Genomic DNA, 11,508 nt, shown 5'->3' on the forward strand with positions numbered 1-11,508 from the left:
CCCGCCAGGGCCGGCGATGAACTGGGCGACCTGTCCCGCCAGTTCAGCCTGCTGGTGGATCGGCTACAGGGCTATACCGGGTATCTGGAAAGTTTTTCCCGGCGCCTGTCCCATGAGCTGAAAACCCCGGTGGCAGTGGTCCGCTCCTCCCTCGATAACCTCCGTCACGCCAGCACAGACCAAGAGCGGAACAATTATATCCAGCGTGCCAACAGCGCCACCGACCGCCTTAGCCAGATTCTTCAGGGTATGAGCGAAGCCGCACGGCTGGAACAGGCCCTTGATCATGCCGAGAAGGAAACCTTTGATCTGGCGGATGTGCTGACCCAGACCACCGCGGCCTATCAAAGCCTCGACCCGGATCACCGCATTCATTACCAGGGTCCCAGTAGCGGAACAGCACTTCACGGTTCGCCGGAACTGCTGGTTCAGATGCTGGACAAGCTGGTGGACAACGCCCGGGACTTCACCCCGTCCGGAGGGCAGATCGAAGTAGCCCTGAAAGTTCGCGGGCCGCTGCTGGAGCTCAGCGTGTTCAACACTGGTTCAAGGCTGCCTGAGCACCTGACCCACGAGATCTTCAGTCCGTTCGTGTCATTGCGGGAAGATCAGGCGTCGGCCAGGGGCGAGGGCCACCTGGGTCAGGGCTTATTGATTGTACGGTTGATTGCCGAGCACCACGGCGGCAGTGTTCAGGCCCTGAACGAGCCCGGCGGCGTCCGCTTTGTGGTCAGCCTGCCTCGTCGGTAAACGCAAAGCCGGAATAGGCCCGGTAGAATTGCTGGGCAGTGCGTCCGCTGCGGACACCACGGCTGGTGGCGAATCGTATTGCCAGCCGGTGTAATACCTCGCGGTTTGCCACCTGGGGAAACAGGGCATCAATGGCCTCCAGATAGGTGTCCTGGGGAAACGGATAAAAGGACAGCTGCAGGCCAAAACGATCCGCCAGTGACACCTGTTCCTCAATTGCTTCCCCGGGGTGCAGTTCGTCGCCGCGCATTTCGCTTTTCAGGTTGTCTGACATGTACTCCGGCATCAGATGACGGCGATTGGAGGTGGCGTAGACCCGAACGTTTTCCGGCGGCAGCTCCAGCGATCCCTCCAGCACACTTTTCAGGGCCTTGTAGGCAGACTCCCCCGGCTCGAAGGAGAGGTCATCGCAGAAGATCACGAAGCGATAGGGCAGCTCACTGATGTTGTCGACAATCTCCGGCAGGTTGACCAGATCGTCCTTGTCCACTTCGATCATCCGCAGACCCTGTTCGCCGTAGTGATTCAGCAATGCCTTGATCAGCGATGACTTGCCAGTGCCCCGGGAGCCCCACAGCAACGCATTGTTGGAAGGCTTGCCCGCCAGAAAGCGCTCAGTGTTGTGGGCCAGGGCCTGCTTCTGACGCCCGATGCCCTTGAGCTCATCCCAGGCGATGGGATCAAGCCGGCGAATGGCCCGAAGACCCTGGCGATGCCGGCGCCAGATCCCGGCGGACACTCTGGTCCAGTCAATGTTTCCATCCGTCGAATGTACTTCCGTCATACGTTCTTTACCTCAAACCCGAAGCAGACCGGGACAATGCGACCTGATCTGGTCATGCAGTGGGCTTCAAAGCCACATACACCGTGTTGGTGGATTCCCGGTTCTGAAACGGATTGTAGAAAGAAATGATATCCGCCCGGGGGTCGATAAACACCTGCTCCAGCACCGCCATGAATTCTGCATCGGGCGGCTCGTTGGACCATAGCGCAAACACCCCGCCGGGGCGCAGGTGAGCGGCCATTCGGCCAATGGATTCGGGGTTGTAGAAGGTGGCGTTGGACTCGTTGAGCAGTGCCCGGGGCGAGTGGTCGATATCCAGCAGGATAGCATCCAGCTTTCGGCCCGGCTGTTGCGGATCAAAGCCTTCCTCTGACACCGCCAGATCAAAAAAGCTGGCATGTACATAACGACAACGGGGGTCGTTGTTCAGCACCTTGCCCAGTGGCACTTTTTCTTCCTGGTGCCAGCGGATGACGGTCTCCAGCGCATCCACCACCAGCATCTCGCCGACCCGGCTGTGCTTCAGGGCGGCCTCCGCGGTGTAACCCAGACCGAGACCACCCACCACCACCGCCAGTGGCTCACCTTCAACGGCGGTGATGCCGAGATCCGCCAGCGCCACCTCGGCGTCCACAAACATGCTGGACATCAGGAATTCGTCGCCCAGTTTCACTTCGTAGATATCCCGGTCGCCAAGCGCCGGAATACGGCGTCTGCGCAAGGTAATTTCCCCGAGGGGAGATGGCTGACTGTCGATCTGCTCGAACAGAAGTCCCATGGCTGATTCCTGATGCTGCGAAAATGATCCCCTATGGTACTGGGGAGTAACCCGCCAGGCGATCAGAGATCGATACCAAGTGCCTTCGGATGAATACCGCAGGTCATCACACCCCACTGTTTGTTACCGAGCCACAGGGGCACAAAGATCACCAGGATCACTGTTGTGGTGCCCAGCTACGGAACTGGCAGAGGGTCTACCAGCTACCGGTATTTTCCATGCTGGCCCAGGGTTCCTGCGCTGGTACGGGCTCACCTTGCTGCAGCAGCTCAACAGAGATGCCATCGGGAGAGCGCACGAACGCCATGTGGCCATCCCGGGGCGGACGGTTGATAGTGACGCCGTTATCCATCAGATGCTGGCACAGCGTGTAGATATCCTTCACCCGGTAAGCCAGATGGCCGAAATTACGGCCGCCGCTGTATTCCTCCGGATCCCAGTTCCAGGTCAGCTCCACCATCGGCGCCCGGTCTTCCCGTGCCCGCGCTTCATCCTCCGGAGCCGCCAGAAACACCAGGGTAAATCGGCCTTTCTCGACATCCTTGCGGCTGATCTGCTTCAGACCCAGCAAATCACAGTAAAAACGAAGGGATTCATCCAGGTTACTCACCCGGACCATGGTGTGAAGGTATTGCATAGGTCACTCCGTAAGCTAGTCAAGAGGTTGCTCCGAGGTCACCGATAAAGTGCTGCAGACGCTAACCAATAGGGTTTATTCAGAGTGACAGTTGAAACCGAAATCAGGCCCAGATCAACCCCGGGCTTCAGCAGGGGGAATGTCGTAGATATCCTGCAGCTATGCCGCTACAAACAACTCCTCCGGAGTCATATTGAAAAACCATCGCAGAACGGACTGTTCCAAGCCATCGTCATACAGAATGACTACCCGTTAATGTTTTCTGAACTGTTAAATAATCGGTCAAAATGTAACCGCAGAAACGGCATGATGCCTCTACGGGATCAGGAAGTCCCCGCTCCAGCGCTGCAAGCGCTTACTTCGATAACAACCGGTTGATACGGAGATCCAACATGGACGTCAACGCATTCAGATCCACCGGCGCCACCCTGGCGCTGGCCACCCTGGTCACCTTTGCAACACCCCTCGCCTACGCCGATGTCGAGAATGGCCGTTACTACATCACCTCCCGCCACAGTGGTCTGGTGCTGGATGTGTCTGGCCGCAGCACCGCTGATGGCGCCAATGTCGTGCAGTGGGAGCAGGTGGGTTCCGGCAATCAGAACCAGCAATTTGATGTGAACACACTGGGCAACGGCTATTATTCGATCCGCCCCGCCCACAGCGGCAAATCCCTGGATCTGTTCAACTTCAGTACCGAAGCCGGTGGTGAAATCCGTCAGTGGAGCTGGAACGGCGGGCCGCAACAACAGTGGCGCATTGAGCCGTCAGGCAATGGCTATTACAAGATTCTTTCCCGCCACAGCGGTATGGCGCTGGATGTGTGGGAGTGGAGCCGGGCCAATGGCGGTGATATCCGGCAGTGGCCCGACACCGGCGGAGCCAACCAGCAATGGCAGTTCCAGACCATCAGCAGCGCACCAGAGCCAACGCCCCCGGTAACTCCGGAAGATCCCGGTAACGGTAACGTCAATGCCTGCCTTGCCGCACCCGTCGGCTATGCCACCCTGAACGGTGGCACCACCGGTGGTGCGGGTGGCCAGACTGTCACTGTGCGCAATGGCCGTGAGTTCATGGATGCCATCAAGAACAAGGCCACCAACACGCCGCTGACCATCCGCGTGGACGGCACCATCAATCTGGCCAACTCCGGCGGTACCAGCAAACTGGACATCAAGGACGTCAACAACGTTTCTGTTATCGGTGTCGGCAGCCGCGCATTGCTGGACGGTATCGGCATCAAGATCTGGCGCGCCAACAATGTCATTGTCCGCAACCTGACCATACGTTACGTGCGCGAAGGTGATGGCGATGCTATCGGCATCCAGGGTCCGTCCAGCAACATCTGGATTGACCACAACACCCTCTACAACAGCCTCAATGTGGACAAGGACTACTACGACGGGCTGATCGACACCACCCGCAACGCCAACAACATATCCATCACATACAACCATCTGCACAGCAGCTGGAAAACATCGCTCACCGGTCATACCGACAACAACAGCGAAAACAACCGGCGGATCACCTATGCCTTCAACCACTGGGACAATGTCAATTCCCGCACCCCGCTGATCCGGCACAGCGATACCCATATTTACAACAACTACTACAACCGCATACTCGACAGCGGCATCAACAGCCGCATGGGCGCCCAGGTCCGCATTGACAATAATGTGTTCGAGAACAGCAAGAACCCCATCATGTCCTGTTACAGCAATCAGATCGGCTACTGGGATACCCGCAACAACCAGTTCAACAACATCACCTGGGACACCGGAAGCGGTTGCGTGCTGGCCGGATCCGCCACCACCCCGACCACCCTTTTCAATCCGCCTTACCAATATGATTTGCTGGCCACGGGCCAGGTAAAGAACCACGTTGTCCAGAACGCGGGTGCCGGCAGGTGCAATCTGTAACCTGACGGTTTATCCGGAGGCCTGCCACAAACCCCGGCAGGCTTCCGGCTTTTCCATCAGCAGCTACAGCTTTTTTGATGAAACGCGCCTTCAAACCCCATTTTGTTGCGGGCAACAATGATCAGCCTCCCTTCTGAGTCCGGAGTTCACCATGACATCCTCGCTGATCCGAAGCATCCTGGTACTTTGCCTGGCCGTGCCCGCTATGGCCCTCAGCGGGGACCAGCAGACCACAGCACAGGCAGCCGAGCCGACCAGACAGGATTACCTTCAACAGATTCACGCATTGCAGACTTCGTTCCGGGAGCGGGCACCAAGCGCTGACGAGCGCCAGCGCTTCTACGCCCTGGTGGAGGCCATGCAAACCTCAGGTGATGACCAGTTAAGGGACAATATTCTCGATACCAGCGAAGACCACGAAACCGGAATCAGCCTGCCGGTTTACCCGGGCAGCAAGTTGCTGATGCATGCCCGTACCGGTATTGATCTGGAATTCAATGAACGCCCCCTGCTGAGCCTGCCAACAGCCTCGTTTCTGACCCGCGCGGCGCCACAAGAAGTTCTTGCGTTCTATCAGACCGCCCTGCCCGGCTACCAGTTGCGCCAGGGCGACGACGACAACCATTTTCAGCTATTGCAGCAATTGCCCGACCAGCCGGGACTTGATGTGCCGGAAAGCTATCTGCTTGCCAACGTACGTATCCGGCCCACCGACTCGCGGACGGGGGTCCACCTGGAAGGCGCCAGAACCCTCTATCACCTCTATTACCCGCTGCCGGACTGAGGGCAGCCTGCCACCGCGCAAACCTTGTCAGTTTCTTTGAACATCGGGGTCGAAAACTTCCGGTTTCAGTACCTCCTCACGTCTTCTATCCTGCAAGGCATGGAACGGGCTGGTGTAAACATGCATTTGACGTCGCTAGTGTCCCGGAGATGCAACTGAAAACCACTGAAAGTGAGAAGGAAACAGGATATGGCAAAGGTACTGGTACTTTATTATTCAATGTACGGTCACATGGAAACCATGGCGGAGGCCGTCGCCGAGGGTGCACGACAAGTTGCCGGAGCTGAGGTAACCGTCAAGCGTATCCCCGAGACCATGAATGCAGAGGCCTTTGCCAACGCAGGCGGCAAGACCGACCAGAGCGCGGAAGTGGCCACACCCACTGAGCTGGCCGACTATGACGCCATTATCCTGGGTACACCAACCCGGTTCGGTAACATGTCCGGCCAGGTTCGCACCTTTCTGGATCAGACCGGAGGTCTCTGGGCCAAGGGCGCCCTGTTCGGCAAACTGGGCAGCGTGTTCACCTCAACCGGAACCGGTGGCGGCCAGGAGCAGACCATCACCTCCACCTGGACCACCCTGTCCCATCACGGCATGGTTATTGTGCCCATCGGCTACGGCACACCGGAGCTGTTTGATATCTCCACAGTCAGCGGCGGCACACCTTACGGTGCCTCCTGCCTGGCGGGCGGCGATGGCTCACGGCAGCCGGATGACCGGGAACTGGCCATTGCCCGCTTCCAGGGCAAGCATGTAGCGGAACTCGCGGTAAAACTGGTCAGTTAACCGACAAACCCGTAAGAACAAAGCCCCCGGCATCCGGGGGCTTTTTACTGATGGCAGGAAGCTAACGAAGTCCCATGCAGTTGGCATAGTAAGTGGTGGTGGCCGGCCAGTCCGAGAACAGGCCGATGACACCCACCTCCCGGGCCAGTACATCAATCACGGTCATCACATCACCATCGGTGCTGATGGCGTCTTCCACGGTCTGGAAGTACCAGCCACCACCATTGGCCAGAGGGCCACTGCGCTCCACCGTCCAGCCAATCAGATCCAGGCCCGCCTGCCGGGCATTCAGGGCATAGTCCGACGGTACGATATTCTGGTAGGGGTCCAGATCGAGCATTTTCCACAGCGCCGGTGCGAGCACGTTGACCCCCCGGGATTTCAGACCTTCCATCCAGGCCAGCGAAGAGGTTTCCGGTGCCAGTGGCGACTGGTCCAGAAACACCGCCTGAGCACCGAACTCCGGAAGCTCATTGACCCAGAACAGAACGTCGTCCAGCAGAAATGACTGGGGCCAGACCTGATCCGGATCCACACCCGCATCGATGTAATCCTGGATCATCTGCCGGGCATAGTCCTGCTGGCTGTAGTCACCCTCAAACGGCATCTCCACCACCGGCGTTTTCAGCTCCGGAGTGAACTTCACACCCAGGGACTGGAACAGCTCGATGCTTTCCCGATGGCTCAACAAGGTGCCACGACTGGCGTAAAGATCGGTACGCCAGTTGGCGGTGCCACCCACATAGGCTTCCGGGGTAGTGGCCATGGCATCAAAGGCGTCCATTTTTCCTTCCAGTGTCCTGAATTCCGCAAGGGTAATATCACTGGTCCGACATTCTGCCCGGGCCGGTGTGCCCGATGCCGGGTCTGCCGGCACAAAGGGCTGGGTACATTTGGCGTTCAGTTCGGGAATGGTCACGATGTTGGTGGTGGTATGAAGATCATCCTGAGCGTGGCGACAGACCAGTTCGCGGTCTTTGGTAAAGGCCACATCACACTCCAGAATGCCTGCCCCCATGCGCGCCGCAGCCACATAGGACTCAAGGGTATGCTCCGGAAACTGCAACGGTGCGCCCCGGTGACCAATGGAAAAATCCGTGCGCCGCATCGGCTTGCCCTGACAGGATTGTAGCTTCTCCTTCAGGGGACCCTCGGCCATATCGTCCACCAGCCACAGGGGTCGTGGTCCGAGGTGAACGGCGTTACGCCCTTCGCGGATGTCCTTTTTCAGGGCCTGGAACTTCTCCTGCAACCGCGCCAGTCCGGGCGGGATTTTCCGGTCATCGCCCGGGTTCCAGCCGGACGCCAGGACCTCCGGGGCACCGATTGTGCCCAACGCTACTGTCAGCGTCAGGATTACGCTCAACGTCTTCCATCTGATCATGTCTCACTCCTTGTAAGTGTATAGGCGGCACGGGCAAGTAACGAGGTACAGCAACAACCCTGATAATCAACCCACCCTCCCGGAATTGTTCACACCAACCATGACAACCCGGTGAAACGACCATGTCAGCGTCATTCTGACAGCCAGTGAAAGACGTACCAGCCGTAGCACACCAGGGCAACGACTGGCAGCAAATGCCAGGCGAAGGACCAGGGACCCTTATCCGCAAGGTAGAGCGCAATCACCAGCACAGCCGTTATTACGCTCAGAGCTGGCAACCCATAAATGGCTCCGGTAAGCACGCTGTTCTCGAACTCACTCAGTGGCCCGGATCGCACTTGTGAAGCCGCGCCTCCACCAAAAATGGCACCAATCAATCCTAAATAGGCTAGCATCAGCTGCCCGACGGTGCCGGCAATTACCCATCCCAGTGTCATATTCATCCTTCCCTGTCTGTATTTATGTACTTGTTTAATACAGTTTAACTGCCCATCCTGGACTACACTGCATCCAGAGATGCGACAGGAGCCCCTATGCCAGAGACCAGCAAGATCGGACCAATGGATGTCGTCGGTCTGGAATCTATTCGACAATCCCGCCTGATGGTATGGACAGCTCTCTGGCTAGCCTTGGGGGGAACCCTGTTTGGACTGACTTTTGGCCGATCCATCGGCGCCATCGCGGGGATGGAAACCCTGTTGCTGGTTGCATCGCTGGTATTCTGCGGCACCCTGATCGTGGTGCTCTGGGTCAGCCCATTCGACCGCACGCCCTGGGTCGCTCCTACCGTCAGTGTGTTCTTCTACGGCTACCTGATTGGTGGTGGCCTGATCTCCTTGCTGCAGACGGAATCTCTTGCCAATCTGATGGTTTATCAGCTCTGGTTTTTCCCGCTACTGGCCTTCAACCGATTTGTGAATACCAACCGCTTTCAGTCAGTGATCACGTGGCTGATGTATCTGTCCGCCTTGGCACTCGCAGCGGGCAGTATTCCACTGCTGGACGCACCAAACACGTTCCTGGCGCCGCTGACAGTCTATTGCCTCGCCTTGACCTCCTTTCTGGTTATTCTCGGCCTGTTCGCCCGCTACCGTGAAGCTTACATTGCAAGTCAGGAACGGGCCCAGGCCCAGGAAGCCACCCATCGGGCCATCCGCGCCAGCGAGGCCCAGTTCCGGCAGATTTTCGACCAGGCAGCCAGTGGCATCGGCTGGCTGTCTCCGGATGGTATCTGCGAGTACGTCAACACCACCTTTGGGCAGATGCTGAACGAATCTCCGGACCAACTGAAAGCGCGACCACTGGCGGCACTGGTTTGCGAAGACGACCGGGAAAAGTGGCACACGGCTCTTGCTGAGGCGTTACAGGGAGATCATCAGAATGCCCACTCAGAGCTGCGTCTGGTCAGTTCTCACGGCAAGCTTCTGTGGACTCGCATCAGCCTTGCCCGGCTCAATGATACTGCCGGCCAACCGAAAGCACTGGTACTGATATGCCTGGACATCACTGAGGCCCGGGAAACCGAAGAACAACTGCGGCAATCACAGCGACTGGAAGCAGTCGGGCGCCTGACCGGCGGCGTCGCCCATGATTTCAACAACCTGCTCACGGTTATCATGGGTAATGCAGAACTGCTGGCAGAAATCCTGGAAAAAGAGCCTGACCATCAGGCCTTGGCCACCATGATTCTCGAAGCCAGCCAGCGTGGCGCAGAGCTGACCAACCATCTTCTGGCGTTTTCACGCAAGCAGTCCCTGACGCCTCAGTTCATTGACGTTAATCGTCTGGTTCAGGGAATGTTCGCGTTACTGCAACGAACTCTGGGTGATCATGTCCAGATCCGGCTACTTTTGGATGAACGCCTGTGGACCACCGAGGCCGATCCCACCCAGCTTGAAAGTGCCTTGCTCAACCTCTGTATCAATGCCCGCGACGCCATGCCCGGGGGTGGTGTTCTTACCATCACCACTTCCAAAGTCACTGTCCGGCAATCGGAGCCCGAGCATGCCGCACATGTGATGCCCGGAGATTATGTGATGCTGGCCGTCTCTGATAGCGGCCACGGTATCCCTGAGGAACATCTGGACCGGATTTTTGAGCCCTTTTACACCACCAAGCCCCTGGGCCAGGGCACAGGGCTTGGCCTTGCCATGACCTGGGGCTTTGTCAAACAAACGGGAGGGCACATCAGTGTTCATTCCGCGACAGGCGTAGGCACCACGCTGAAGCTGTATCTGCCTAGAGCCACCAGAGAGCCAGCTGTCACGGTATAACCTCTGCCCTGCAGGTGGCTCAGTGAAAGTGAAGCATTACTTCAGGTACACCTGCCCCCGCTCATACAGCGTGCGACAATCTGTGGCATCGTGGTAACGGTCTTCCGCGACATTGGTTTCGTGTGCGCCGGGTCCGGCAAAGCGGGGATCGTCACACTCGTCATCATTGGCCCACTGGCTGCCATCGTCACCCCACTCAATATCATCACGCGTCGGACTGGAGGCCTGAGTCGGGGCCAGAGCACTCCAGTCAGGACGAGCTTCCGAGATCCGGAAATAGCCTTGGGCGTGTTCCCGTCATTACCATAGGTACCCACCCAGACATTGTAGTTGCCTGCAGGCGGCCGCTCGAACACTACACCCGGATTGCTGTGGCTCTCTCCTGAAAAGTCGTCGTTGCAATACCAGTTACCGTCCGGATCATAGATGACCAGCGTTGTATCCGCGTCAGACATGACAGAAAACGTCAGCGGATAACTACCCGGAGTGTAATTGACGTCCACATCCGGCGCTTCGCTGTTCACGTAACCCAGACAGTTATTTTTCAACACCGGCTCGACGTTGGTGGTGCCGCCGGCATCAATCTCCACGAGGTGGGGGTCAGGCTGAAAACCGGCTGTCAGGCTGACGGTTCCGTACAGTGGAGTAGCCTGCCAGTTCAGTGTCTCACTGTGAGCGGCTGAACCAAAAGTGAGAGTTCCTGCAACAGTGATCAGAAGTACGAACGGGGATTTCTGCCAGTTTCTTGTCATTTCCATAATCCTTGATTCGGGACACAGGCCTTGATTCAGCAACGCTATGCCCAATCTGCAGGGTTAACATCGCCGGACACTTAACTCATACACTGCCCAAAGTATTAACTAATGTCCATATTTGTTCAATACTCGGATCCCGGCTCCGTGAACTGCCTGCCAAATGCTCTTATTGCGTTGCTGGCCAGGACTCGGGAACCACAAACCATCGCCCTGTCTCCTGCCACACGCCGGTGGCTGCATTTTGCTCCAGGTTAGCAAATAACCGGGGACTCCCACGCAACCGGATCGATTCCATTGCCGTTTCCACCAGCTCGGGATCCGGCCGGGTTTCCTGCCACCAGGGCCCAAGCCAGTGAGGTTTGTTCAGAGGCACCCAGTTTGCCGTTGCCTGTACTGGTGTCTCGCCCAACCGACACCAGTATCCTCGGGCATGGTTGACCGGCACCTGCTTTGGTGCCGGTAGCGGGGGCTCCGTAATAGTGGCCCGCGGATAGAACAGATAGCCCGGCATGAAGATTCGGGGCAAGAGCGGGCCGGAAATACCCGCCGCCTGCAGTGCGGCCTGAGTTTCCGGCAGTCCGGTGAGCTGACTCTGATGGTCCAGCAGGTGGCGGGTTTTCAGGTCCAGTCGATCCCGGGCATTGGGGCCATACCA

Annotated in this window: 12 protein-coding genes; 5 read left to right on the forward strand and 7 right to left on the reverse strand. The window is 57.8% G+C overall.

Translation table 11 applies throughout. From position 1 onward, the window contains the following. On the forward strand, positions 1-750 hold a 750-nt coding region (locus AAC035_RS12005; protein WP_339804412.1), incomplete at its 5' end, for an ATP-binding protein. On the opposite strand, the gene AAC035_RS12010 is transcribed toward AAC035_RS12005, so the two are convergent. From AAC035_RS12010 to AAC035_RS12020, 3 genes are all read right to left on the reverse strand, one after another. Continuing rightward, complete coding sequence (locus tag AAC035_RS12010) at positions 731-1,534, reverse strand: ATP-binding protein (RefSeq protein ID WP_339804415.1); 804 nt, start codon at positions 1,532-1,534, stop codon at positions 731-733. The genes AAC035_RS12005 and AAC035_RS12010 overlap by 20 nt on opposite strands. 52 nt (positions 1,535-1,586) lie before the next feature. Continuing rightward, on the reverse strand, positions 1,587-2,312 hold the full coding sequence (locus AAC035_RS12015) for a spermidine synthase (RefSeq protein ID WP_339804418.1): 726 nt from the start codon (positions 2,310-2,312) through the stop codon (positions 1,587-1,589). Between the two features lie 196 nt (positions 2,313-2,508). Next, positions 2,509-2,949 carry a VOC family protein gene (locus tag AAC035_RS12020; protein WP_339804421.1) on the reverse strand — a complete coding sequence of 147 codons (441 nt, stop codon included), beginning with the start codon at positions 2,947-2,949 and terminating at the stop codon, positions 2,509-2,511. A 392-nt stretch (positions 2,950-3,341) separates the two neighbouring features. Here AAC035_RS12020 and AAC035_RS12025 point away from each other — a divergent pair, with 392 nt between their 5' ends. The 3 genes from AAC035_RS12025 (at position 3,342) to wrbA (ending at position 6,441) form a co-directional block, all read left to right on the forward strand. Continuing rightward, positions 3,342-4,868 carry an RICIN domain-containing protein gene (locus AAC035_RS12025; RefSeq protein ID WP_339804424.1) on the forward strand — a complete coding sequence of 509 codons (1,527 nt, stop codon included), beginning with the start codon at positions 3,342-3,344 and terminating at the stop codon, positions 4,866-4,868. 151 nt (positions 4,869-5,019) lie between these two features. Beyond that, positions 5,020-5,652, forward strand: a complete 633-nt coding sequence (locus AAC035_RS12030) for a hypothetical protein (protein WP_339804427.1) — start codon at positions 5,020-5,022, stop codon at positions 5,650-5,652. A gap of 189 nt (positions 5,653-5,841) precedes the next feature. Beyond that, positions 5,842-6,441, forward strand: coding sequence for an NAD(P)H:quinone oxidoreductase (wrbA, locus tag AAC035_RS12035; protein ID WP_339804429.1), 600 nt, complete (start codon positions 5,842-5,844; stop codon positions 6,439-6,441). A gap of 61 nt (positions 6,442-6,502) precedes the next feature. Here wrbA and AAC035_RS12040 read toward each other — a convergent pair whose 3' ends face one another. Both AAC035_RS12040 and AAC035_RS12045 read right to left on the reverse strand, forming a co-directional pair. After that, positions 6,503-7,825: a glycerophosphodiester phosphodiesterase family protein gene (locus AAC035_RS12040; protein WP_339804432.1), complete on the reverse strand. Its 1,323-nt coding sequence runs from the start codon at positions 7,823-7,825 to the stop codon at positions 6,503-6,505. 131 nt (positions 7,826-7,956) lie between these two features. After that, on the reverse strand, positions 7,957-8,262 hold the full coding sequence (locus AAC035_RS12045) for a hypothetical protein (RefSeq protein ID WP_339804435.1): 306 nt from the start codon (positions 8,260-8,262) through the stop codon (positions 7,957-7,959). 96 nt (positions 8,263-8,358) lie between these two features. Here AAC035_RS12045 and AAC035_RS12050 point away from each other — a divergent pair, with 96 nt between their 5' ends. Continuing rightward, positions 8,359-10,098, forward strand: a complete 1,740-nt coding sequence (locus AAC035_RS12050) for an ATP-binding protein (RefSeq protein ID WP_339804438.1) — start codon at positions 8,359-8,361, stop codon at positions 10,096-10,098. Positions 10,099-10,139: 41 nt separating this feature from the next. On the opposite strand, the gene AAC035_RS12055 is transcribed toward AAC035_RS12050, so the two are convergent. Next, complete coding sequence (locus tag AAC035_RS12055) at positions 10,140-10,850, reverse strand: hypothetical protein (RefSeq protein ID WP_339804441.1); 711 nt, start codon at positions 10,848-10,850, stop codon at positions 10,140-10,142. A 169-nt stretch (positions 10,851-11,019) separates the two neighbouring features. Continuing rightward, a partial coding sequence (locus tag AAC035_RS12060; protein WP_339804444.1) for a DUF1853 family protein occupies positions 11,020-11,508 on the reverse strand: 489 nt, incomplete at its 5' end.

It is taken from the genome of uncultured Marinobacter sp. (assembly GCF_963974375.1).
Classification (GTDB): Bacteria; Pseudomonadota; Gammaproteobacteria; order Pseudomonadales; family Oleiphilaceae; genus Marinobacter.

Coding starts and splice junctions, on each gene's coding strand:
- AAC035_RS12010 (WP_339804415.1), bottom strand. CDS start 1,534: ATGACGGAAGTACATTCGACGGATGGAAACATTGACTGGACCAGAGTG.
- AAC035_RS12015 (WP_339804418.1), bottom strand. CDS start 2,312: ATGGGACTTCTGTTCGAGCAGATCGACAGTCAGCCATCTCCCCTCGGG.
- AAC035_RS12020 (WP_339804421.1), bottom strand. CDS start 2,949: ATGCAATACCTTCACACCATGGTCCGGGTGAGTAACCTGGATGAATCC.
- AAC035_RS12025 (WP_339804424.1), top strand. CDS start 3,342: ATGGACGTCAACGCATTCAGATCCACCGGCGCCACCCTGGCGCTGGCC.
- AAC035_RS12030 (WP_339804427.1), top strand. CDS start 5,020: ATGACATCCTCGCTGATCCGAAGCATCCTGGTACTTTGCCTGGCCGTG.
- wrbA (WP_339804429.1), top strand. CDS start 5,842: ATGGCAAAGGTACTGGTACTTTATTATTCAATGTACGGTCACATGGAA.
- AAC035_RS12040 (WP_339804432.1), bottom strand. CDS start 7,825: ATGATCAGATGGAAGACGTTGAGCGTAATCCTGACGCTGACAGTAGCG.
- AAC035_RS12045 (WP_339804435.1), bottom strand. CDS start 8,262: ATGACACTGGGATGGGTAATTGCCGGCACCGTCGGGCAGCTGATGCTA.
- AAC035_RS12050 (WP_339804438.1), top strand. CDS start 8,359: ATGCCAGAGACCAGCAAGATCGGACCAATGGATGTCGTCGGTCTGGAA.
- AAC035_RS12055 (WP_339804441.1), bottom strand. CDS start 10,850: ATGACAAGAAACTGGCAGAAATCCCCGTTCGTACTTCTGATCACTGTT.